The sequence below is a fragment of the Micromonospora sp. RL09-050-HVF-A genome (assembly GCF_019374995.1).
In the GTDB taxonomy this organism is placed as follows: domain Bacteria; phylum Actinomycetota; class Actinomycetes; order Mycobacteriales; family Micromonosporaceae; genus Micromonospora; species Micromonospora antibiotica.
Map to the genome: position 1 here is coordinate 4,283,776 of NZ_JAGKQP010000002.1, position 23,244 is coordinate 4,307,019.

The window sequence follows — 23,244 nt, forward strand, 5'->3', positions numbered from 1 at the left end:
CACCACGGCCAGGCTGACCCGGCCCTTCAGGTGGTCGAGCGCGTCAGCGGCGGCGAGCGCCGCGCCGGGCACGTCGAAGACACCACCGCGCCCCGGCAGTACGGCGAACGCGGCGACCAGGCACCACAGCAGGCCGGGGCCCAGCGCCCGGGTCAGCCACCGGTCGTTGAGGCGTCGGCCGACCTCGCCCAGCAGCACCTCGATCATGGCTCGGTCCGGTACGTCATCGGCGTACCGGCGAGCGCACAGTGCGGCACCCGACCCCGGTCGTCGCGGTGGGCCCGGCGTGCACAGCGGTGGTGTGGGCAGCGGTAGTCACCGTTGAGCACCACCGGCGCGAGACCCTCCAGTCGGGCGCCCCCGGCGTAGTCGGGAAGCGACGGGCCGGAGCCGATGCCGCGCTCGGTCTCGGGCTCCGGTCCGACGGTCCAGCCGAGCTGCCGGCAGACCTCCTCCACCGGCCGGCCGGCGGCCAGCTCGTCGAGCAGGTCGTCGAGCAGGTCGGTCCACATCCCCGCCTCGGCGCGTTCGCGCAGGGTCGGTACGGCGGCGCACAACGCGGCCAGCAGACGACGTTGCTCCATACACGACACTCCTGTCGATTGACGCCCGAGCTGCCGTCGAATCTACTGAATCCGTGCCATCCGAAGCAGGATCCGTCGATTCGATGGATCCGCTCATCGTCGCCTACAACGACAGTGGCGACGAGTCGCTGCTGGTCCGGGCCGAGGACGTGGCGCGGAGCCTGCTCGCGTCCGATCCGTCCCGGGTGGATGTGCTCGCCGCGCTCTCCACCGTCCTGATGTTGCGGGGCCGGGCCTCGGACCCGAAGCACCTCGACGCGGCGGTGGTCGCCGCCGAGCAGGCCACGGCGCTGACCTCGCCCGGTGATCCGTGGTGGCCGTACGTCAACGCCCAGCTGGCCCTGGTCGTCGGCTTCCGGTTCGAGCAGCGGCGTAAGGTGGCGGACCTGTCGACGGCGAAGCGGCACGCGGACGTCGCGGTGGCCGCCGTCGGCGCGGACGACCCGATCCGGATCGACGTGCTGGTCCGCTGCGTGAACGTGTACCGGCTCAGTTTCGAACGGTTCGGCCAGTTGGCGGACATCGACGCGGCCGTACGCCTCAGCCGGGAGGTCCACCGGTCCACCGACCCGGACCACGTGCTCACCGCCCGCCAACTGCTGGCGCTGTGCCTGGCCATGCGCTTCACCCGGACGGGCGGTCCACGCGACATCGACGAGGCGATCGAGCACTGCCGCAGCGGTCTGGCCGCCATGCCCGCGCGGCACGTGGACCGGGCCGCCCTCAACGGTGTGCTGGTGATCGCGCTGGTGCAGCGTTGGGTGAGCACCGACCACGCGGACGAAACCGACCTGCACGAGGCGGTCCGGGTCAGCCGGCAGGTCGTCGCGGACCTGCCGGCCGTCGGCACGGTCCGCGCGCAACTGCTGGCCACCCACGGGGTGCTGCTGGTCCTGCACGGCCTCAGCAACAACTCGTCGGTGCACCTCGACGAGGCGATCCGCAGCGCCCGGGAGGCCGTCGACGCACCGACCGCCGGCACCCAACGGGCCGGCCACCTGGTCAGCCTGGCCCACTCGCTGCTCATCCGGGCCCGGATGAGCAGCGACCCGGCCGGGGTCAGCGACGCCGTCGACACCGGTATGGCCGCCCTGGCCGGGTTCTCGCCGGGCCATCCGGACCGGGCACGGGCCCTCAACGTGCTCGGCACGGCGTTGCGGATCCGCTACCTGATCGATCACGACCCGGCCGACCTCGACGCCGCGGTCGGCATGTGGCGGTCGTCGTCGGCCTCCCGGGCGGGTGCGATCGAGATCCGGATGACCGCCGCCCGCACCTGGGCGCAGACCGCCGCCGAGGCCGGTGACGCGACGCTGGCCCTGGAGGCGTACGGCACCGCCGTGGGTCTGCTGCCGCTGCTGGCGTGGCGGGGCCTGGACCGTACCGTGCAGGAGAAGCGGCTGACCTCGGTGGCCGGCCTGGCCGGCGACGCGGCGGCCTGGGCCATCGCCGCCGGTCAGCCGCAACGCGCGGTGGAACTCCTGGAGCAGGGTCGTCAGGTGCTGTGGTCACAGGCCCTGCAGACCCGCAGCGACCTGTCCGCGCTGGCCGCGGTCGCACCCACGCTCGCCGACGAACTCGACCGGACGCGCCGGGAACTGGACGGCGCCGGGGCGTCCCCGATCGTCGCGCTGCCGTCCCGGCCCGGCTGGGAGCTGGGCCGGGACCTGCTGACCAGCGCGCTGGGTGGACCGCACCGTGCCGAGACCGAGGACGCCGGTCACCGCCGCCGGTTGGCGGAACGCTGGGAGCGGCTGGCGGCCGAGGCCCGCCGCCAGCCCGGCTTCGAGAACTTCCTGCACCCGCCGTCGTTCGCCGCCCTCCAGCCCGCCACCAGGGGCGGGGCCGCGGTGCTGGTCAACACCTCGCGGTGGCGCAGCGACGCGATCGTCGTCACCGCCGACGGGGTACGGGCCGTGCCGCTGCCGTGGCTGTCGCACGACACGGCGCAGCGGCGTGCCGCGGCGTTCCTCGAGGTGCAGCGGGCGGTGGAGGGGGGCGGCGGGCCGGCCGAGCGGGCCGCGTTGCACCAGACGCTGGTGTCGTTGCAGCGGTGGCTCTGGGACACCGTCGGGGAGTCCGTCTGTGCGGCCCTCGACGACCTGCTCGGCGTCGGGCCGGAGCGACGGCACCGCGTGTGGTGGTGCCCGACGGGGCCGCTGACGATGTTGCCGCTGCACGCCGCCGGCCGGTTCGGGGCGAGCGCCCCGCTCGCCGCGCGACGCCGGATCTCGATCGCCGCGCGTTGCGTGTCGTCCTACACCCCGAGCCTGTCCGCGCTGCTGCGCGCCCGCACCACCCCGGCGCCGCCCGGGCCGCCGCGGGCGTTCGCGGTGGGGCTCGGCACCCTGCCCGGCCAGCCGTCGCTGCCGGCGGTCAGCGACGAGCTGCGCGCGGTCAGCTCGCACGTGCCCGGCCTGCGGGTGTTGTCCGGTCGCAGCGCCACCGTCGAGGGTGTGCTGAGCGCGCTCGAACGGCACAGCTGGGCGCACTTCGCCTGCCACGGCGACCAGGACTTCAAGCGGCCCAGTGCGGCCGCCCTCCGCCTGGTCGACGGCAGGCTCAGCGTCCTGGACCTGGCCGGCCGCCTCGCCGCCCGCAGCCAGTCGGCCGGTGGGGCCGACCTCGCCTACCTCTCGGCGTGTCGCACCGCGGCGGGCGGCCGGGACCTGCCCGACGAGGCGATCCATCTCACCGCGGCGCTCCAGATGGCCGGCTTCCGACACGTGATCGGCAGCCAGTGGGCGGTCTCCGACCGGGTGGCGGCCCAGGTCGCCGGCGACGTCTACGCCGGGCTGAGCGCCGGGGACCACCTGGACGCCGACGGTGCGGCCGTCGCGCTGGACGCGGCCATAGATCGGGTACGACGGGCGCACCCGGACCGCCCGGAACTGTGGGCGGCGCTGGTCCACACCGGCCCCTGACCCTCCGGCAGCAGCGGCCGGCGGGGGCGTCAGCGCCGCTGGACCGGGATCACCGGCAGCTCGGGGCCGGGTGGCACAGCTTCGCGGTGCTGCAGCGCGACGATGCCGGCGGTGATCTCGTCGGGTGGCACCGGACGACCGAAGTGCCAACCCTGCCCGTTGTCGCAACCGGCCGCGGTCAGCCGGTGGGCCTGCTGGGCGGTTTCGATGCCCTCGGCGGTCACGACGAGACCGAGCCTGTGCCCGAGCGACACGACGGTGCCGAGGAAGTCGTCATCCGTGCCGGGGCGGCGGGCCCCGGCCAGCGGGCCGGCTGCGCCGACGGCCGGGTCAGACTGGCGTCGAGTTTGAGGCCGTACAGGGGCAGGGAGCGGAGGTTGGCCAGATTCGCATAGCCGACGCCGAAGTCGTCGATGACGATCCGGACGCCGAGTTGCATCAACGCCGCCAGGGTCTGCGTCACCACGCCGGTCAGGTCGATCACCGCCTGCTCGGTGACTTCCAGGTGCAGCAGGTGCGGCGGCAGACCCGTCCGGTCGAGAATCTGCGCCACCTCCCCGGCGAGGCCGGTGCGGTGCAGTTGGCGTACCGAGACGTTCACGCTCACGTACAGGCCGGGTTGGATCCGCTGCCAACTGCTGGCCTGCCGGCACGCCTGCTCCAGCAGTTGGCTGCCGAGCGCCACCACGAGGCCGGTGCGTTCGGCCAGCTCGATGAAGCGGGCGGCGCTCAGCAGCCCGAGCTGGGGATGCCGCCAGCGGGCCAGGGCCTCCACCCCGGCCAGCCGTCCGGAGCGTAGCGCGGTGACGGGCTGGTAGGCGGCGGTGAACTCGCCCTGTCGCAGCGCCGCCGGCATGGCCGCCGACAGCCGGTAACGCTCGGCGTCGGCGTTGCTGCGGTCCTGGTCGAACAGGCGCAGGGTGGCCTTGCCGTCCGCCTTGGCCCAGTGCAGCGCGATCTCACCGGCGCGCATCAGGCGCGCGGCGCCGCCGTCGGCGACGGTGCCCTCGGCCACCCCGGCGCTCACCGTCAGCGGCACCTCGGTGCCGCTGACCCGGAACGGGGCGGCGAGCACGGCGAGCGCCCGATCAGCGATCTTGACGACGTCCCCGGCGCAGGTGGTGTCGCGGACCAGGATCGCGAACCGGTCGCTGTCCAGCCGCGCCACCAGGTCGACCCGCCCGTCGGCGAGCGCGCCGAGCCGGGCGGCGATCTCGCGCAGGAGCAGGTCGCCCACCTGGTACCCGAGTACGTCGTTGACCGCCGCGAAGTCGTCGACGTCGAGGCAGCAGACCCCGACCCGGTCGGTCGGCGCCTCGGCGGTGGACAGCCGTCCCAACTGCTCGGTGAGCAGTGTCAGGTTGGGTAGTCCGGTCAACTGGTCGTGCGTGGCGAAGCGACGGAACCTGGCCTCGCTGACCCGTAACGCCTCCTCGGCCTGGGTGCGGGCGGCCAACGCGGCAAGCCGGACCGTGTCCTGGGCCCGCAGGCTGTGGTCGTGCGCGGCCGACGTGAAGCCCGTCGCGAGTTCCGCCAGCAGGTCGTTCAGCCGGGCCGTCCGGGTGGGGTCGGCGGCGACGCCGAGGTCGCCGAGGAGCCGCGAGGTGAGGACCGCGATCGTCCCACCGAGCGCCTCCGGCGACCCGAAGCCGGCCGCCACCAGGTCGGCACCGATCCGACGGCCTTCGCCGGGCCCGCCCGGTCCGGCGAGGACCGCGGTGACCAGGCGGTCCGCGAGCCCGGTGACGATGCGGTGCCGTTGTTCGGCGCTGATCGGCACGTAGTGGGCCCGGTGCAGGGCCGTGGCCCACGCCGTCACGAACTCCCCGACGCCCCGGCCGTCGGCCCCGTCGGCGGCGGGCCGGTCGTTCACCTGCGGCGTCCGACTCCGACGTAGAAACTCATCCGTTCCGGGTGCTCGCCGACGTCGGCCTCCGACTCGGGACGCCACAGCGGGGACCACACCACGCCGGGTTCGACCAGGTCGAGGCCGGTGAAGAAGTCCTCCACCTGGGCGCGGGTCCGGGCGGTGACCGGGGTGTTCGTCCGGCCGCTGAGCCGGGCGCCCTCGCCCATCTCGTCCGGCCGGCTGTCGGTGGTGACGTGGCTGATCGCCACGCAACTGCCGGGGGCCAACGCGGTCCACAGCCGCCTGATCAGTCCGTACGGGTCGTCGTGGTCGGGGACCGCGTGGACCACCGAGACGAGCAGCAGGCCGACCGGTCGGTCCAGATCCAACAGCCGGCGGACCTCCGGATGGTCCAGGATGGCCTCCGGATGGCGCAGGTCCTCGAGCAGGGCGACCGCGTTCGGTTGGCCGGCGAGGATGTGCGTGCTGTGCGTCACCGCCACCGGGTCGATGTCCACGTAGGCGACCCGGGAGTGCGGGTCCACCTGCTGGGCGATCTCGTGCACGTTGCCCACCGTCGGAATACCGGACCCGATGTCCAGGAACTGACGGATCCCCTCGTCGAGCATGAACCGCACCGCCCGGTGCAGGAACTCGCGGTTGGCCCGCGCGACCAGGCGGAGATCGGGCACCGCAGCCAGTGCCTGGCGGGCGAACTCCCGGTCGACCTCGAAGTTGTGCGAGCCGCCGAGCCAGTAGTCGTAGGCTCGGGCCACGCTCGGCCGGCTGAGATCCACATCTGCTGGTGCCCATTCCGGCCGTTCCATCGCCACCCTCCAGCACCACACATTGACGAACCGCCGCCACTATAATCGGAACTTTGCCACCATTGCACCGCGCCGAGATCCCTACGCCGGTCCGCAGGTCGACGGGTGTGTCGATGTCGGCGGGGGCCTGACCGTCGGCGTGGTGCTGCCCAACCGCCCGCCGATCCCGGCGTCGGAGACCTCGGTGCACGCCCGCCCACCGGGAGCCGTACGACCGCCACGTCCGGCACCAACCTGGGCAGATGATCCGGGAGGCGCTGCTGCGGTTACGGGCGGGTGCGGAGGTCGAGGCGGCGACGCTGGCGCGGGATCTGGAGGCGCTGTTCGCGGCATCGCGGGATTCGAACGCCGACGACGAACACGATCCCGAGGGTGCCACCGTCGGCTTCGAACGCGCCCAGCTGATCGCGCTGCTCGCCGCGACGCGGGCGCGGATCGCCGAGGTCGACGACGCCCTGCTCAGGCTGGCGGCGGAGACCTACGGGAGCTGCGAGCGCTGCCAGCAGCCGATCGGTGCGGAACGACCCCCCGTGCGGCCGTCCGCCCGCCACATCTCGTGTGCGTAGGACCGACGGGCCGGGCGTCCGTGACGCCCGGCCCGTCGGCTCACGGCCTGCTCAGCTCGCCGCGCAGGACAACGCCGGTACGCCGTTGACGGCACCCGACGATCCGAGGAAACCGAAGGTCGTGCTGCCACCGGCACCCAGCGCCCCGTTGTAGCCGACGTTGCGGGCGGTGACGGTCGAGCCGCTGGTGGTCAACGTCGCGCTCCACGCCTGCGTCACCTGCTGCCCGTTCCCGAACGTCCAGGTCACCGTCCAACCGTTGATCGCCGAACTGCCGGCGGTCACCCGCACCTCGGCCTGGAAGCCACCCTGCCACTGACCGGTCACCGTGTACGACGCCGCACAGGACCGCCCGGTCGACGGCGGTGGGGTCGTGGTGGGCGGCGGTGGGGTGGTGGTCGGCGGCGGCGGGGTGGTGGTGGGGGTGGGGTGGTGGTCGGCGGCGTCGTGGGGGTGGTGCCGCCGACGGCGCTCATGATGGCGTCGATGATGCCCTGCTGGGTGACCGTGGCGTTGCTGCGGTTGAACAGCCCGAACCCGTACGCCCCGTTGTAGCCGTTGTCCCAGTAGGCGGTGGCCGCGCCGTACTTCCTGGCGGCGGCCACCAGGGTGCGCGCGTAGTCCGCGCGGTACCTGTTGTTCGTCGGGTCGGCCGACGTCTTGTCGACCGAGCCGTACTCGCCGACGAAGACCGGGTAACCACGCGAGACGAAGGTGTCGCGCACCTTCTTCAGCTGCCCGTCCATGTGGTCCTGCTGACCCCAGGTCGACTTCCGGGACGGAGTGGTGGCGTTCGGCCCCCACTGCGTGATGGTGCCGTTCTCCTCACCGGCGAAGTCCCAGGGGTCGTAGTAGTGCACCGAGATCATCAGCCGTTGCTCGTTGGCGGGCACGGACGACGACCGGTACTGGTCCGTCGGCAGCGTGAAGCCGTAGTTGCCCACGGTGTAGTCGATGTTGGTGTTCCAGCCGGGGACGAGCAGCCAGCGGGAGGTGTTGTTCCCGCCGGTGCGGCGGACCGTGTCCACGAAGATCTGGTTGTAGGCGTTGATGTTCGCGTAGCACGGCTGGGTGGGATTGCCGTACTGCCCGTCGAACTCCTCGTTCATGGATTCGAGGATGAGTCGCTCGCTGTAGCTCTGGAACCTGGTCGCGATCTGCTGCCAGACCTTCTGGTACTTGTCCCGGATCGTCGTCTGGTTGGACGAGTCGCAGATCAGCCACGAGCCGTTGACGGTCTTGAAGCCGTCGCCGTGCATGTTGATCAGCACGTACAGGCCGCGGCCGTAGGCGTAGTCGACGATTTCCTTGATCCGGTTGAGCCAGGCGGAGTTGATCGTGTAGTTCGGGGCGGACCCGATGTTGCCCAGGTAGGACACCGGGATGCGGATCGTCTTGAAGCCCGCCGCCTTGACCCGGTCGATGAACGCCTGGGTCACGACCGGGTTACCCCAGGCCGTCTCGCTGGGGATGCCGTTGGCGTTGGCCTCCAGGGCGTTGCCCAGATTCCAGCCCGCCCCCATGTCGGCGACGAGTTGGGTGGCGTTCACCTGGGCCATGCTGTCGGCCGAGGCGGAACTCGTCAGCACGGCGGTGGAGCCGGCCAGCGCCAGGACGCCGGAGAGCACGGCGAACTGCACCTTCCTGAGGGTGGATTTCACAAGAGTCTCCCGTCTTCGAGCCCACAGTCACACTGGGTTGTCGAAGCGATTCGACGATATTTCGACTGCCTGTCCCGGCAGCCGACGGGCCGCCAAATGATAGATGCATGTGCATCAATAAGGCAAGGTCGTCGCCGTACGGCCGCTCGTCAGGGGCCATGGCGGACGACCGACGGGCACCGCCCGGGCCGCAGGGAAGGGGCGCGTCACGGCGTGCCGGGCAACCGGACCGTGACGACGAGACCTCCGTGCGGGGGCGGGACGAGGTCGAGCGTCCCGCCGTGGGCGCGGACGATGCCGTGCACGATCGCGAGACCTAGGCCCACGCCGGCATGTTCGTCGGTGCGCACGCGTTCCGTTCCGCGCCGGAAGGGTTCGGTGAAGGTCGACACCAGAGCGGGTGGGAGCCGCCGGCCCGTGTTCTCGATCCGCACCATGCTCGTGGCACCGCACGCCTCGGTCAGGACCGTCACGGTGCCGCCGGCGGGAAGGTTGTGCACGATGGCGTTCTGCACGAGGTTCGTCACCATCCGCAGCAGGAGTTCGGCGGAGCCGCTGGTGAGTGCCGCCCCACCGCGGACGTCCAGGGTGATCCGACGCCGTTCGGCGAGAGGAAGCAGCGTCTCGGCGGCCTCCTCGGCGAGGAGGGAAAGGTCGACGCGCTCGCGGGTGAAGGCGCCACGGTCACCACGGCTGAGCAGCAGCAGGGCCTCGGTGAGGTCGATCGCCCGCTGGTTGACGGTGTGCAGTCGTTCGATGAGTTCGCCCCCCGCACCGGTGGGTTCCCGGCGGGCCACGTCGAGGAGCGCCCGGGAGATCGCAAGCGGCGTACGCAGCTCGTGGGACGCGTTCGCGGCGAACCGCTGCTGCTCGGCGACGTGGGACTCGAGCTGTTCGAGCATCGAGTCGAACGTGTCCGAGAGCTCCCGGAACTCGTCGTCGCGGCCCGCGAGCCGAATCCGGTGGGACAGCGACCCGCCTGCGGCCATCCGGGTGGCGTGGGTGATGCGGTTCAGCGGCGCGAGCATCCGGCCGGCGAGGATCCACCCGCCCAGCAGGCCGAAGAACAACAGCAGGGCCAGCACGGCGGCTGCTCTCGGGGCGAAGGCACGGAGCAGGTCGGAACGGTTCGGCACGAACATCACGGGGGCGGGGAGACGGGAACCGTCGGGTGCCGGCGCGGGCAGTCGGGCGTCGTCGATCACCTCGGGTACGTACCGCAGCAGGAACACCCACACGGTGACCAGCAGCAGGCCACCGACCAGCATGACGAACCCGGCATAGCTGAGGGTCAGCCTGAGGCGGACGCTCGGACCGGGCCGCCTATCCACGGTCCGCCCCGCCACCCCCGGCACCGGGCGCGGTGTCGATGCGGTAGCCGACCCCGGGCACCGTGGCGATGATCCACGGTTCGCCCAGCCGTTTGCGCAGCGCGGAGACGGTGATGCGCACGGCGTTGGTGAAGGGGTTGGCGTTCTCGTCCCAGGCCCGGGCCAGCAGTTCCTCGGCGCTGACCACCCCACCCTCGGCGGCGACGAGGACCTCCAGCACGGCGAACTGCTTGCGGGTGAGCGCGACGTGGCGTCCGTCGCGGAAGACCTCCCGGCGGAACGGGTCGACCCGCAGGCCCGCCGTCTCGCGGACCGGGGGCCGGGCGTACCCACGCCTGCGGTCGAGGGCCCGGAGCCGGAGCACCAGCTCCCGGAGTTCGAACGGTTTGGTGAGGTAGTCGTCGGCACCGAGCTGGAAGCCGGATGCCTTGTCGTCGATCCGGTCGGCCGCGGTGAGCATGAGGATCGGCATGCCGCTGCCGGAGGCGACCACCCGCCGGGCGACCTCGTCGCCGGAGGGGCCGGGGATGTCGCGGTCGAGGATGGCGAGGTCGTAGTGGTTGACGCCGAGCAACTCCAGGGCGGTGTCGCCGTCGGGAGCGACGTCGGCGGCGATCGCCTCCAGCCGCAGACCGTCGCGGACGGCTTCGGCCAGGTAGGGCTCGTCCTCCACGATCAGTACCCGCATACGCGCAGCCTATGGTCGGCGACATTCGACGGACACATCCCGGACGTACCTCAGCCGACCGGCACCGACGTGGGACCCGGCCGCTCCGACGGCACCTGCCACCAGGGGCGGGACGCCAGCGCGGCCAGCACGGCACCGGTGGTGTTGACCAGCACGTCGTCCACCGAGGACACCCGGTCCAGCCACAGGACGTACTGGGCGGTCTCCACCAGGACCGAACAGCCGACGCCGAGCGCCAGGATCCGTGGCACCGAGGCGAGCGCCGCGAACCGCATCGGGGCGAAGAACCCCAACGCCGCGAGGACCAGCAGGTTGCCACCGATACCGACCGGGCCCATGGTGACCAGGTCCCGTAACGGGACCAGGCTCACCCGGCCGGGGCCGACGCCCGGCGCCGCCCCCGGCATCAGGGTCATCCAGACGAACGGCACCGTCCCGTAGACCATGCCCACCTCGGCCAGCGACGTCCGCCACGCCTGGGCTACGCCGACGGCACGCCGGGAGTGCGCCAGCGCCCACACCACCAGGGCCGCCAGCGGCAGCCCCACCAGGGTCATGAACACCACCCCGTTGAACGTGTCGTAGCAACCCTGCCACCGCCCGGCCAGACACCTCGGAGCGGACATCAGCAGCGGCCGCCGTACGACGAACGCCGCGCCCGCCAGCCCGAGGAAGAGCAGGCTGGCGAGCACGATCCGGCGGGTGGGGCGGAACGCCCCGGACGGGTGTGCACCGTGTTCCATGCCCCCATCGAAGCCTCCGGCCCGTTGCGACGGCGTATCCGATTCCGCATACGCCCGCGATACACCGAGGCCCGACGGAGCGCACCGTCCGGCCGGCCCTCAGCCACCACCGCCGGGTGGGCCGACCGGTCCGCCGGTGACCGCCTCGGCCTCCCGCAGGCAGATGTCCAACATGGGTACGCCGTCGCTGTTGCCGAGGATGACGCCGACCCAGCCGGTGTCCGGGTAGATGCTCCAGTTCGCGCCGACACCACCGGCCCCGCCGCCCCGGCCGATCACCCACTGGCCGTTGACGATGCTGACCGGCATCGTGTACCCCTCGTACGCCGTGGGCACCGGGCCGGGAAGCTTGGCCCCGGCGAACAGGTCGGCGTAGGGACGGTCGAGCAACGTACCGTCGCGCAGCGCCTCGGCGAACCGGACCAGGTCCGGCGCGGTGGCGAAGCCGTCACCCGAGGCGTACCCGATGAAGCCCCGACCCGGATTGCGGCCCAGGATGTTGGGGTCCAGGCTGCCCTTGTCCAGGTTGCGGACGGCATCCACCTGGCTGCCGTCGGCCTGCTGCAGGTACGGGTGCGCGATGTGCCCGTCGGTGAGCCACTGCTCCCTCGTGTAGAACGCCGAGCCGCTCATCCCGCAGCGCCCGAAGACATGCTCGTGCACGTAGTCCCAGAACGTCATGCCGGAGACGGCCTCCACGATCTGCGCGGCCATGGCCAGGCCGACACCGCCGCCGGGCAGGTGACCGTTGGACCCGGCACCCGGAACCCCCACCAGCGTCGCCTGCCGGGCCCACTGCTCGTGGTGGTCGTGCACCTCCTCCCGGCTGTGGAAGACGCGTTGCCAGTCCGGCATCGGGGCGTCCAGCCCGGAGGTGCTGGTGAGCAGGTGGTGGATGGTGACCCGCTCGGCGATCTGACCCGCGAGCCCCGTCAGGTGGGTGCCCACCGGGTCGGACAACGTCACCCTGCCCTGCTGCACCAACTGCAGGATGGCCACCGACAGGAAGGGCTGGCTGCCCGAGGAGAGGTTGAACGCGGTGCCCTCGTGGTTGCGGATCCCCCGCTCCCGGTCGGCCATGCCGTAGCTGCGCGACAGCACCGTCCGCCCCCGGTGGGACAGCAGCACCACGCCGGAGAACCTGCCCTCGGCGGCCAGCTGCGCCACGTACCGGTCGTAGGCCCCGCCGGGCCGGGTGTCCGGCCGGGCCGGGTCGCGCCCGGACGGGCCGGTGCGGGCCGGGGCGGCGTGCCCCGCCCGGCACCCACCAGCGGGGAGCCCGCCACCAGCCCGGCGGCGGCCATCCCACCCCAGGTGACCAGCCGCCGCCGGTCGACACCCCGTGTGGCATCCGAATGCATGATCATGCTCCTTGCCCGGTCGACGATTGATGCGCTGACAGTGCTGCGCTCCGGTTCATCGCCGTAGTCAAGATGCACGCACGTTGCGGGGGCGTATGCGTTTTCCGATACGCCCCCGACACAGCGCCGGTGACCCGACCGGCGTACGGACAGCACGCCCGGACGGGTCCGTGCCGATCGCCTGACGACGGCACCGGGCCCTGACGGTACAGCCAGCGCTACCTCGGTCGGCCCGCCACCTGGATTGCTGGAGGCGATTCCCAAAAATATGGTTTCTCTGCGGAAGAAATCAACGAAAATTGGAGTCCGGCGATGTCGGTTAATAGCGCACGACTCGAATTCGGGTCGACAGTTACGAGAGAGACGCCGGTGGCGGCGGTGCGGGTCCAGCAACTGCGCAAGGTCTATGGCGGGGATCGGCAGGCGGTAACCGCACTCGCCGGAGTCGACGCGACCTTCCAGCGCGGGACGTTCACCGCGGTGATGGGCCCGTCCGGCTCGGGCAAGAGCACGTTGCTGCAGACCGCGGCGGGGCTGGACCGCCCGACCAGCGGCCTGGTGTGGGTCGGCGACACGGAACTGTCGAAGCTGTCGGAGACAAAACTGACCAAGCTGCGGCGATCGGAGATCGGGTTCGTCTTTCAGGCGTTCAACCTCGTCGGAGCGTTGACGGTGCAGGAGAACATCACGCTGCCGTTGCGGCTGTCCGGAAAGCGGGCGGACCCCCTCTGGATACAGCAGATCGTCAACCGGGTCGGGCTCACCGAGCGGCTGTCCCACCGCCCTTCGGAACTGTCCGGCGGGCAGCAGCAACGCGTCGCGATCGCCCGGGCACTGGCCACCCGGCCGGAGGTCATCTTCTGTGACGAGCCCACCGGCGCGCTGGACACCCAGACCGCCGGTGAGGTGTTGGCCCTGCTGCGCTCGGTGGTGGACGAGGCGGGACAGACGGTCATCATGGTCACCCACGACCCGGTGGCGGCGTCCTACGCCGACCGGGTGATGGTGCTGGCCGACGGGCGCATCGTGCAGGACATGCCGCAGCCGGGCGCGGAGCGGATCGCCGAGCACCTCGCGACGCTCGGGCGTCGTCCGCAGCTGACGCAGGAGGGCTGACCCGTGCTGAAACTGGCCGGACAGATGCTGCGTCACCGCAAGGGCAGCGCGACCGCCACCCTCCTGGCGATGACCGCCGGGGTGCTGATCCTGATGTCGCTGGGCGTCCTCGTGGAGTCCGGCCTGCGCTTCACCGCCGCCCCACAGCGTTACGCGGCCGCCGACGTCGTCGTCGCCAACCGGGACATCACCCTCACCTCCACCATGCTCGGCGAAAAGGAAACGAACACCGTCGCGCTGCCCGAGGGCGGAACAGTCCCGGCCGCGATGGTCGACCAGATCCGGAAACTGCCGGGGGTGGCCACCGTCGTCGCCGACCGGACGGTGCCGGCGATCCTGCCGAACGGTGCCGCCACCGGCCACGGCTGGAGCAGCACCGCCATCACCCCGTACCAGCTGACCAAGGGTGCCCGACCCACCCGCGACACCGAGGTCGCGCTGGACGAACGGCTGGCCGCTTCGGTGGCTCCGGGCGACGAGGTGCCGATCCTGGTGAACGGCAGCGCACGGACGTACCGGGTCAGCGGTTTCGTCCGCCACGCGGGCCCCCGGCCCGACCCGCACGCACCACCCGCGGTGTTCTTCACCGACGCGCACGCGGTGGTCATCCACCCCCGGCTGGGACAGGTCGACGCGGTGGCCGTCCTGGCCGAACCCGGTGCCGCCCCGGCCGTGGTGGCCGACGTGCGCCGGCTGGCCGCCGAAGCCGGCGTCAAGGCCTACGCCGGCGACGAGCGGGGGCTGCTGGAACAGTCCGCGGACCAGGCGGCCTCCCTCATGCTGGTCCAGCTGGGCAGCGTGTTCGGCGGCTACGTCGCGCTGCTGGTCATGTTCGTGGTGGCGGGCACCATCGGGCTCGCGGTCCGGCACCGCCGCCGTGACCTCGCCCTGCTGCGCGCCGTCGCCGCCACCCCCGGCCAGGTCGCCCGCCTGATCCTCGCCGAGGTGGGACTGCTCAGCCTGTTGTCGGTCGTCATCGGTGTGCCCGTCGGTTGGCTCGCCAGCCGCTGGCTGCACCAGGAGTTGGTGGACCGGGCGTTCATCCCGGACACCTTCCCGGTTCGCGGTGGCGGCTGGGCGGCGATCGCCGTGGCGGTGGCAACGGTCACGGTGGCGACCGGTGCGGCGTTGCTCGCAGCGCGTCGGACGGTGCGGATCCGCCCGACGGAGGCGCTCGGTGAGATCGCCGTGGAATCCGGCCGCAACAGCGTACTCCGCCTGATCTCCGGATTCGCCGCCCTGGCCGGCGGCTTCATCCTGATCGCTCTCACCGGCGCGGCGAAGGGGACCGCCGCCCTCGGGCCCGCGATGGGTCTGCTGTGCCTGTTCGTCCTCGCGGTGGCCCTGCTCGGGCCGTGGATCAACCGGGCCGCCGCCCGGCTGCTCGCCCCGGTGCTGCGGCGGGTGTGGGGCGACAGCGGCTACCTCGCCGCGGCGAACCTGCGCGCCAACGCCCAGGGCATGGTCACGGTGCTGACCGCACTGGTGCTGTCCGTCGGTTTCGGCGGCTCGGTCTGGTTCCTCCAGGACAACCTGGACAAGCAGATCGTCGCCGAGAACCATGGTGGGGTGCTGGCCCAGCAGACCGTGGTTTCCGCCACCGGACTGCCCGACACCATGCTGGCGCAGATCCGCGACATCCCCGGTGTGCTCGCGGCCACCGGCGTACGAAACACCTCGATCATCCCGGACGGAGCCGTCGAGAGCGCGGATGCGCAGGCGATCGACCCGGAGGGCGTCGACCTCACCATGGACCTCAAGGTCCGCAGCGGAAGCCTGGCGGACCTGCGCGGGTCGGCCATGGCAGCGTCGACCCTGCAGGCCGAGTCGAGCGGCTGGCGGGTGGGCGACCAGGTCACGGTGCGGCTCGGCGACGGCACACCCGCCGACCTGCGCGTCGTGGCGATCTACGACCGGGGCTTCGCGTTCGGCGCTGTCACCGTCGTCAACGACGTCGTCGCCGGGCACACCGCCGTCGCCGGCTACGAGCGGATCCTGGTACGCACCGAGCCCGGCAAGGACATCTCCGCCGCGTTGGGCGAGGTCATCGGCCAGTACCCCGGCAGCTCGGTGACCAGCACGGCCGACATCAGCGGTCAGCTCGCCGACGACCTCGCGCTGAGCGCCTGGCTCAACAAGCTCCTGATCGGCATCATGGTCGGCTACGCCGCTCTCGCCGCAGCGAACACCATGGTCATGGCCGCCCTCGCCCGAGGCCGCGAGTTGGCCCTGCTGCGCCTGGTCGGTGTCACCGGCAAGCAGGTCAAGCGGATGGTCCACGCGGAACAGACCGGCCTGCTCGGCGTCTCGCTGCTCATCGGCGGAGCCATCGCCGCCGTAACCCTGGTGTCGATCGTGCACACGCTCACCGGGCAGCTGGTGCCCTACGTGCCGACGCTGGGATGGGTGTCCATCATCGGCGGCACGACGCTGCTGGCGCTGTTCACCACGATCCTGCCGGTTGCCCGACTGCTCCGCGTCCCTCCGGTCGCCGGCATCGGCATCAAGGAGTAACCGGCCACGGCTGGCCGGTTGGGCGGATCGGCCGAACACGCGCGACGGGCGGGCCCGCAACACGGGCCCGCCCGTCGACCTCAGGGCGACGACGGGCCTGAGCACATGGCCGCAGCAGTGCCACCCTCATCGTCCTTGCCGAAGATGCCGGGAAGGCCGACAGCACCCGGACCGCCAGGACCGCCGGGACCGCCAGGACCGCCGGGACCGCCGGGACCGCCGGGACCGCCAGCCCGGGCTGCGGCCCGATACCGTCGAGACGAAAACAGGGAGACGACCTCAGCTATGACGAGCGACAGGAACACGGGCCGCCGGGGGTGGATCGCCGCTGCGATTGCCGTCCTCGCGGCAGCCGTCGTGACGGAGGAACTGCTGCGCTCCGGCACGCTGGCCGACGGTCTGCTGGACCATTGGTGGGGTCACGTCGGCAGCACCGCACTGCTGCTCGGCGGTGTGGGTGCCGGGCTGTACTTCCTGCATCGCGCGTACCGCAGCTGAGCCACCCTCGAAGCAGGTACGCCCTGACCGGGCCCTTCAGACCAGGTCGGCCTGCGCGGTCACGACGAGATCCTCGTCCGTAGCCGCGCCCGTCCTACGCTCCACCGCCTGCCCGGGAGGCCGACCGCCGCAGCCACGGCGGGCCGGCCGGTTCGGCGTAGCCGCAGGGAGCAGGGAGCAGGACGAACAATGGCACGACCACGTAGGGCCGGCCCCGACGACGCGGCTGCGCTGGTACGACTTCGCGTCACCATGCTGGAGGCGATGGGGGCACCCGTCGGCGACGCCACGGCACCGTGGCGGGCCGCCGCCCTGGACTGGTTCACCCGTTCGCTGAGCGATCCGCAGACGTTCGCCGCCTTCGTGATCGAAGACCCCGAACACGGCATCGTCAGCAACGCCTCCGGCCTCTGCGACCGGCACGCGCCGGGACCCGGCAATCCAGGAGGGCTACGCGGTCACGTCTTCAACATCAGCACCGTGCCCCACGCACGCGGACGCGGCCACGCCCGGGACTGCCTGAACGCGCTCCTGCGCTGGTTCGCCGACGACACCACGGTCAGCGTGGTCGATCTCAACGCCACCCCGGGCGGCGAACGCCTCTACCGAACCCTCGGATTCGCACCACCACGCCACCCCGCCCTGCAACTACGCCGGGACCAGATGTAGGGCTGCAGGTGCAAGGACGCCAAACGGGTCCGGAGACGACCACCCGTCGGGGCGTACCAGAACGTCCCACCAACAGCGTCGAGGCGTCGTCCTGACGTACCGCGTAAAGCTGCTGAACAGTTCGACACCGTGATGTCACCATCGGTGCAGCAGACCCGTGCGTGCGCCCGACCGGGCCGGATCAGGGTCGGTGCGAGGGCCGTAGCCAACCCTCTATCCCTGGATCGGGTTCGGGGCGTTCCCGAGCCTGCGGCGGTCGCCCTACCCGTGGCTGAGTAGCGCACCGTGTGGTCACCGAGGGAGTTCGAAGAGCTCCAACTGGATGCCGTCCGGGTCACGCAGGTACAGGATCTTGGTGCCGGCGAGCTCGCCAACGTGGATTCCGTCACCGCTGGCCAATATCACCGGGTCAGCGTTGAGGTGGACGCCGCGCTCCCTCAGGTGGCGTACCGCCGCGTCCATGTCGTCGACCTCGAAGCAGAGATGCATCACCCCAACGTCGCAGTTGCGGCCCTCGAACGGCTTCGGCACCGGCCGGTCATACTGGATCAGTTCCAGCAGGACGTTGTCTCCGGCGAGCGAGAACACCGCTCGCATCGCGGGGTTCTCCACTTCCACCACGGCGCCGAGCGCAGCGTTGTCGGCCGAGATGGTCACGCCGTTAGCGGCGACCCCGAGAACATCTTCGTACCACCGCACCGACCGGTCGAGGTCGCTGACGGGCACGCCGATGTGGTTCATTCGCGTCACTTTGAGCATCCATCGATGCTCCTACACCGATACGTTCCGAGGGAGTCAGAGATCTTCCTCGTACTGCTGGTACCAGGACACGGGCAACCGGATGCGGGATCATCAAGAGGATGAACCACCTTGGTGCCGCGCTCCGCGCCTGGCGAGACCGACTGGAGCCGGCCACCGTCGGGCTGGTCCACCACGCACCGCGGCGGGTCGTCGGACTGCGCCGCGGTGAGCTGGCGATGCTGGCGGGCGTCTCGGCCGAGTACGTCGCGCAGCTCGAGCAGGGCCGAGCGAAGACCCCGTCGGCTCAGGTGTGTTCGGCGTTGGCTCGCGCGTTGCAGTTGAACGACGAGGAGCAGGCCCACCTGCTGCGTCTGGCTGGGCATACCGCCAACCCGGATCGCATTCCCAGGTTGATCCCGATCAGTGTGCGCCGGGTTACCGACCAGCTCAGCGCCAGCCCTCTGGCCGTGTACGACGCCGCCTGGCAGTTGCTGCACTGGAACCTCTTGTTCGCGGCGACCTGGGGTGACCCGCGCCGAGCCAGCATTGAGGACCGGAACGCCATGATCACCCAGTTCGAACGGCGGAACGCCCGGGTCCGACAGACCACGGCGGAACGGGTGTGGTTCGAGCAGTCCCTCGTCGCGGACCTGCGGACCACCACCGGCCGATACCCGGACGATCCCGATGTCGCATCGTTGATCGATCGGCTGAGCCGCACTGCGCGGTTCCGCGAACTGTGGGCGAGTCCGACCGTCGCGGCTCACGAAAGCGCGCACAAGACTGCTGTCCATCCGGAGGTTGGTGAGATCGCCCTGGACGCCAACATTCTTCCGACACAGGACAGCGATCTGCGGGTCGTGGTGCTGACGGCGCGACCGGGCACTGACGCCCGAAGCAAACTGGACCTGTTGGCCACTATCGGTGTCCAGGAAATGGCTCTTCGCCCCGATCAACCTGGCACGCCGGGGCGTGCTCCGGCCGCGAACTCGTCCGCTGTGGCGGCCTGCGGCGAAAGCTGGCCACCGCGCCAGGGGGAGAGGGGCCACACCAGGAGTAGGTAATCCTTGCCGATGCGGGCGAGGCGTGTGCCTTGGCAGGATCGTCTCCGTTGTGCGGGGTCAGCCCCGCGAAACGGTGGCGGCCAGCGGGCCGCCGCTCACCGTAGAGAGGTAGCGCGATGGAGAACGGGCAGGTCACCGGCGCGGCAAACGAAGGTTTGAGGATCGACGAGACGGCACCGGTGATCAGTCGACACAGGGTCACGGTGCAGGCGTCGGCTGAGATCGTGTGGCGCGTTCTCACCGACATTGACGCGTGGACGACGTGGCTGCCGGAGCTTCCGTACGCGCGGGCGGAAACCCCGGGGCCGCTCGGGTCGGGATCGGTGTTCCGGTGGTCCGCGTCTGGGCTGGACATCGTCTCGACCATCGCCGAGGTACGGCCCTACGAGCGCCTGGTCTGGTCCGGACACGCCAACGGACCGGACGGCATCCTGGGCGTCCACGTCTGGAACCTGGCTCCTGGCGACCGCGGGCTGATCGTGTCCACCGAGGAGTCCTTCGCGGGCCCGCCAGTCGACGCCGATCCTGGCCCCATCCAGGCAGCTCTGGACGAGAGTCTGGTCACCTGGTTGCAAAGGCTCAAGGACACCGCCGAAGCGGACGCCGCCGGATAGCGACAACCCTTCATCGTGCGACGAACCCAGTGAGAGGAACAGCTTTGACCGTCTTCCCTCCAACTTGGCCGGGTATCAAGCGCATGCTGGCGGCCTCGCTCGCCATGACCACCATTCTGGGGGTCCTGGCCACGTCGGCGCACGCCTCCACTCGGAGCAGCGGCGCCAACTCCGGAGCACCACGTTGCGCGGGGGAGAGCGTCGACCCGAACGCCAAGATCCGCTACCGCACCGAAGCCGTCATCGACGCATCGCTCCGGACGGTCTGGAAGCTGCAGACCGATGTCGAGCGGTGGCCGTCCTGGCAACCGCCGGTCCTGACCAGCAGGCGTCTCGACTCCGGTCCGCTTCGCGCCGGCTCGTCGTTCCGGTGGACGACTCCGGTGCAGGAGACACACCTCAACCCCGCCACCACTCTCGTGGTCACCTCCACCGTCCACCAGCTTCAGCGGCAGAAGTGCGTGCGGTGGAGCGGTCCAGCGGTCGGCGAAGGACTGCGTATCGACGAGGGAGTCCACGTCTGGACCTTCACCGAGGTCGGGGGCCGGGTTCTCGTGCGTACCGAGGAAACCTGGCGCGGTCGCCAGGTCGAAGCGGACGTCGAATTCGCCACCGCCGCTCTCGGGGCAGGTCTCGAGGTGTGGCTACGAGACCTGAAGACCACGGCTGAACGAGACTGCGACCGGCACCGCCGCTGACAACGCTGAAAACCCCCGATGCCCCGCCACCGGCCCCCGGTGGCGGGGCCAGCCGTATCCGCTACAGCTGAAGCTCCCGGAGCTGGCGTCGCGACGTTATCTCCAGCTTTCGATAGATGTTGCGCAGGTGGGCATCGACCGTGCGAGGACTGACGAACAGCAGCGCGGCCACCTCCTTGGTGCCCGCCCCGGACGCGACCCTGCGAGCGACAAGCAGCTCCCGCTCCGTCAGTGCGTTGAGCGGGTCGGTCTCGTCCGCCCCCGGATGCTCACCGATGGCCGCCAGCTCCCGCGCGGCCCGGTCGGCGAAGGCCCGCGCGCCGACCGTCTTCAGCAACTCGTGCGCGGCACGCAGCTCCACCCGCGCCTCGGCACGACGGCCCACGCTGCGTAGCCACTCCCCATGCAGCAGGCGAGCCCGCGCGTAGTGCCCACGTACCCGGGTTTGGGCGAACCGGTCGATCGCGCCGACGTACAGCTCGTGAGCGCCCAGGCCCGGTTCGAGCAGCGCTCGCGCGAGCAGGTGCGCGCCGACCGCCCACGAGGTGGGGCTGGCGCGCGCGAGATCCTCAAGCCAGGCGGCTGAGACCTTGCCCTCCTCCGGCCGGCGGGCACGCACGGCGGCCTCGACGAGTTCACTGTGGAACGCGGAGACGACGTACGAACCATGCTGCTGCCGATCTCGCGCGACCAGCAACGCGTCGAGCGCGTCCTCGTAGCCGCCGAGCCCGTTGCGCAGCACGCCGGTCGCGTAGAAGACAGCGGTGAACTCCACACCGGCCCAGTCGCGCAACGCCTCCCGAACCTCGCGGAACCGTTCAGTGTCACCACGCCAGGCGGCGAGTGTCAGGTCCGAGCCGAGGAGATTGGTCGTGCCCGCCGCCTCGTCGACCGCGCGTGCCTCGATGATGCTGGCGGCCGCATCATCAATCCGGCCGACCATGACCCTGGCGGCCGCCTGAAAACGCAGCGCATGCGGCAGAATCGCATAGGCTCCCTGTGCCCGGGCAAGTTCGACCTGACGGTCGGTCAGCTGCTCCATCGCGACCTCGTCGCAGAGGTCGGCGCTCAGCACGCAGGCGCGCTCCATCCACCACGGATTCGCATCAAACCCCCGGGTCTGATCCTGAAACGCCTCGACCGCGCGGCGCATCGCGGGTGCCGCCTCGTCGACGGGCAGCAGGTTCTGGGCAAGCAGGGCGTCAAGTAGAAGGTCAACGGCGCGGGGCGGACGCCGTCGCGGTAACCGCTCCTGGATGCGTAGGGCGAGACGGCGCAGCCGGCCAGGCTCATCGATGCTGAACATCAGGGAGGCGAACGCCTCCAGGTAGGTTTCGCGGGCTCGGTCGGGATCGAGACCCTCGGCCGCGTCGGCAAGTGCAAGCGTCGCCGGGATACTGCGGGACACGTGGTAGTCGATCATCGCATCCAGGAGGCGCAGCTCAGCGCTGTCAGCCGTTCCAGGGCGGCCGCGCCGTGCCTGATTCACCAGTTCCCGCGCGGCTTCGGGCGCCCCGGACTGCAACCGCGCTCGAGCGGCCGACAACAACCGACCTGCCCGCCGCGAAGCGTCCGGCGTCAGCTGAGCGGAGCGTTCCAAGAACGCCGATGCCCCGGCGAAGCCCCCACGTTCGTGCGCGCGCACAGCCGACCGCTCCAACTCCGCCGCTATCGACTCGTCAGGAACGGCGACCGCTTTGGCTCGGTGCCACGTGCGACGGTCCGCATCCGTATCGACACTGGTCGCCTCGGCCAGCGCCGCGTGTACCTGCCGGCGTGTCCGGGCATCGGCCGACCGGTACACCGCGGAACGAGCCAATGGATGCCGGAAGTACAAGCGGGGACCGGCGACCACCAGGCCCTCCTCCACAACCGGAGTGAGATCGGCAGCGTCCAGCCCAAGAACCGTCATGGCGCGGCGTAGCAGCACGATGTCGCCCAAGGGTTCCGCCGCAGCGAGCACCGAAACCAACCGGGTCCGCGCCGGCAACCGCAGGATCCGACGGGTGAACTGCGCCTCCAACGCGCCTTGCACGCCACCGGTCACCACGTTCGGCAGACCCAACGGATCCGCGTCCCGAGCGAACTCCACCAGCGCGAGCGGATTGCTACCCGCCTCGGCGACAATCCGTTCCAGTACCGGGCCGTCAAGATTGGATAACGCTGACAATCGCAGCAGGTCAAGGGCTTCGCTGGCCGCAAGTCCGGCAACGGCGAGCCGAGGAAGACGATCGAGCTCCGGGACAGAAGCGACTTCCCGCGCGACGAACACCATTGCGACCCGATCGGCACCGACACGGCGCGCGACGAACGCCAGCGCCTGCCGCGACGCTTCATCACTCCACTGCGAGTCATCGAGCACGCAACACACCGCAACGTCCTGCGCCGCAGCGCCCAGAAGGCTCAGTACAGCCAGGCCGACCAGCATGGGACTCGGTGCGGCACCTGCGCCGAGCCCGAACACCGTCTCCAGTGCGAGCCGCTGAGGCGCCGGGAGCTCGCGGCGGTACTCCAGTACCGGAGCACAGAGGTGGTGCAGCGCCGCGTAGGGCAGCTCACTTTCGAACTCGACGCCGCTCGCGCGCAGCACCCGCCAGCCGTCGAGCGACTCGACCGCGGCCTGGACAAGAGTCGACTTGCCGATGCCCGCCTCGCCGACGATAAGCGTCGCACCTCCGCGCCCACCCGCCGCGGCCGCCGCGAGCGCGCCGAGCTCGCGCAACTCCGACTGCCGGGCGACGAATCGCATTCACACCCCATCCCGATGTCGTCCTCGTCGCAACCTTAACGCCGGCC

21 protein-coding genes are annotated in these 23,244 nt (G+C 71.0%); 9 read left to right on the forward strand and 12 right to left on the reverse strand.

The window, feature by feature from the left end; all coding sequences use genetic code 11:
- Positions 1-203 precede the first annotated feature (203 nt).
- Positions 204-584 carry a hypothetical protein gene (locus J7462_RS18690; protein ID WP_219465222.1) on the reverse strand — a complete coding sequence of 127 codons (381 nt, stop codon included), beginning with the start codon at positions 582-584 and terminating at the stop codon, positions 204-206.
- 83 nt (positions 585-667) lie between these two features.
- Here J7462_RS18690 and J7462_RS18695 point away from each other — a divergent pair, with 83 nt between their 5' ends.
- Positions 668-3,508 carry a CHAT domain-containing protein gene (locus J7462_RS18695; protein WP_219465223.1) on the forward strand — a complete coding sequence of 947 codons (2,841 nt, stop codon included), beginning with the start codon at positions 668-670 and terminating at the stop codon, positions 3,506-3,508.
- Positions 3,509-3,537: 29 nt separating this feature from the next.
- Here J7462_RS18695 and J7462_RS32345 read toward each other — a convergent pair whose 3' ends face one another.
- Genes J7462_RS32345 through J7462_RS18705 form a run of 3 tightly spaced genes read right to left on the reverse strand, consistent with a single transcriptional unit; the run spans position 3,538 to position 6,184 of the window.
- Complete coding sequence (locus J7462_RS32345; RefSeq protein ID WP_308290938.1) at positions 3,538-3,732, reverse strand: hypothetical protein; 195 nt, start codon at positions 3,730-3,732, stop codon at positions 3,538-3,540.
- Entirely contained in the window at positions 3,729-5,381 is a 1,653-nt protein-coding gene (locus J7462_RS18700) for an EAL domain-containing protein (RefSeq protein ID WP_308290939.1), read from the reverse strand. Before J7462_RS18700 ends, J7462_RS32345 begins: the two co-directional genes overlap by 4 nt.
- Complete coding sequence (locus J7462_RS18705; RefSeq protein ID WP_208564992.1) at positions 5,378-6,184, reverse strand: SAM-dependent methyltransferase; 807 nt, start codon at positions 6,182-6,184, stop codon at positions 5,378-5,380. Before J7462_RS18705 ends, J7462_RS18700 begins: the two co-directional genes overlap by 4 nt.
- A 242-nt stretch (positions 6,185-6,426) precedes the next feature.
- Here J7462_RS18705 and J7462_RS18710 point away from each other — a divergent pair, with 242 nt between their 5' ends.
- On the forward strand, positions 6,427-6,750 hold the full coding sequence (locus tag J7462_RS18710) for a DnaK-like suppressor protein (protein WP_219465224.1): 324 nt from the start codon (positions 6,427-6,429) through the stop codon (positions 6,748-6,750).
- 51 nt (positions 6,751-6,801) lie between these two features.
- Here J7462_RS18710 and J7462_RS33365 read toward each other — a convergent pair whose 3' ends face one another.
- From J7462_RS33365 to J7462_RS18735, 6 genes are all read right to left on the reverse strand, one after another.
- Positions 6,802-7,077: a cellulose binding domain-containing protein gene (locus J7462_RS33365; RefSeq protein ID WP_308290940.1), complete on the reverse strand. Its 276-nt coding sequence runs from the start codon at positions 7,075-7,077 to the stop codon at positions 6,802-6,804.
- A complete protein-coding gene (locus J7462_RS18715; protein ID WP_308290941.1) occupies positions 7,074-8,390 on the reverse strand; it encodes a glycoside hydrolase family 5 protein in 1,317 nt (438 codons plus the stop codon). Before J7462_RS18715 ends, J7462_RS33365 begins: the two co-directional genes overlap by 4 nt.
- 227 nt (positions 8,391-8,617) lie before the next feature.
- The gene (locus J7462_RS18720) at positions 8,618-9,742 is read right to left on the reverse strand and encodes a HAMP domain-containing sensor histidine kinase (protein ID WP_219465225.1); all 1,125 of its coding nucleotides are present in this window, start codon (positions 9,740-9,742) and stop codon (positions 8,618-8,620) included.
- Positions 9,735-10,430: a response regulator transcription factor gene (locus J7462_RS18725; RefSeq protein WP_219465226.1), complete on the reverse strand. Its 696-nt coding sequence runs from the start codon at positions 10,428-10,430 to the stop codon at positions 9,735-9,737. Before J7462_RS18725 ends, J7462_RS18720 begins: the two co-directional genes overlap by 8 nt.
- 50 nt (positions 10,431-10,480) lie before the next feature.
- Positions 10,481-11,173, reverse strand: coding sequence for a VanZ family protein (locus J7462_RS18730; protein ID WP_219465227.1), 693 nt, complete (start codon positions 11,171-11,173; stop codon positions 10,481-10,483).
- 99 nt (positions 11,174-11,272) lie between these two features.
- The gene (locus J7462_RS18735) at positions 11,273-12,340 is read right to left on the reverse strand and encodes a serine hydrolase domain-containing protein (protein WP_308290942.1); all 1,068 of its coding nucleotides are present in this window, start codon (positions 12,338-12,340) and stop codon (positions 11,273-11,275) included.
- Between the two features lie 506 nt (positions 12,341-12,846).
- On the opposite strand from J7462_RS18735, the gene J7462_RS18740 reads away from it, so the two are divergent.
- The 4 genes from J7462_RS18740 (at position 12,847) to J7462_RS18755 (ending at position 17,331) form a co-directional block, all read left to right on the forward strand.
- Entirely contained in the window at positions 12,847-13,650 is an 804-nt protein-coding gene (locus J7462_RS18740) for an ABC transporter ATP-binding protein (protein ID WP_219465228.1), read from the forward strand.
- A gap of 3 nt (positions 13,651-13,653) precedes the next feature.
- Positions 13,654-16,164, forward strand: a complete 2,511-nt coding sequence (locus tag J7462_RS18745; RefSeq protein WP_219465230.1) for an FtsX-like permease family protein — start codon at positions 13,654-13,656, stop codon at positions 16,162-16,164.
- A gap of 357 nt (positions 16,165-16,521) precedes the next feature.
- Positions 16,522-16,662, forward strand: coding sequence for a hypothetical protein (locus J7462_RS18750; protein WP_208564995.1), 141 nt, complete (start codon positions 16,522-16,524; stop codon positions 16,660-16,662).
- A gap of 189 nt (positions 16,663-16,851) precedes the next feature.
- On the forward strand, positions 16,852-17,331 hold the full coding sequence (locus J7462_RS18755; protein ID WP_219465231.1) for a GNAT family N-acetyltransferase: 480 nt from the start codon (positions 16,852-16,854) through the stop codon (positions 17,329-17,331).
- 291 nt (positions 17,332-17,622) lie between these two features.
- Here J7462_RS18755 and J7462_RS18760 read toward each other — a convergent pair whose 3' ends face one another.
- Positions 17,623-18,090, reverse strand: coding sequence for a VOC family protein (locus tag J7462_RS18760; protein ID WP_219465232.1), 468 nt, complete (start codon positions 18,088-18,090; stop codon positions 17,623-17,625).
- Positions 18,091-18,191: 101 nt separating this feature from the next.
- Between J7462_RS18760 and J7462_RS18765 the strand changes: the two genes are divergently transcribed.
- The 3 genes from J7462_RS18765 to J7462_RS18775 all read left to right on the forward strand — a co-directional run bounded on the left by J7462_RS18765 (position 18,192) and on the right by J7462_RS18775 (position 20,448).
- Positions 18,192-19,136: a helix-turn-helix domain-containing protein gene (locus J7462_RS18765; RefSeq protein WP_255597785.1), complete on the forward strand. Its 945-nt coding sequence runs from the start codon at positions 18,192-18,194 to the stop codon at positions 19,134-19,136.
- 116 nt (positions 19,137-19,252) lie between these two features.
- Positions 19,253-19,750, forward strand: coding sequence for an SRPBCC family protein (locus J7462_RS18770; RefSeq protein ID WP_219465233.1), 498 nt, complete (start codon positions 19,253-19,255; stop codon positions 19,748-19,750).
- 44 nt (positions 19,751-19,794) lie between these two features.
- Complete coding sequence (locus J7462_RS18775; protein WP_219465234.1) at positions 19,795-20,448, forward strand: SRPBCC family protein; 654 nt, start codon at positions 19,795-19,797, stop codon at positions 20,446-20,448.
- Between the two features lie 61 nt (positions 20,449-20,509).
- Here the strand turns inward: J7462_RS18775 and J7462_RS18780 are convergent, their stop codons facing one another.
- Positions 20,510-23,197 carry an AAA family ATPase gene (locus J7462_RS18780; RefSeq protein WP_219465235.1) on the reverse strand — a complete coding sequence of 896 codons (2,688 nt, stop codon included), beginning with the start codon at positions 23,195-23,197 and terminating at the stop codon, positions 20,510-20,512.
- Positions 23,198-23,244 lie beyond the last annotated feature (47 nt).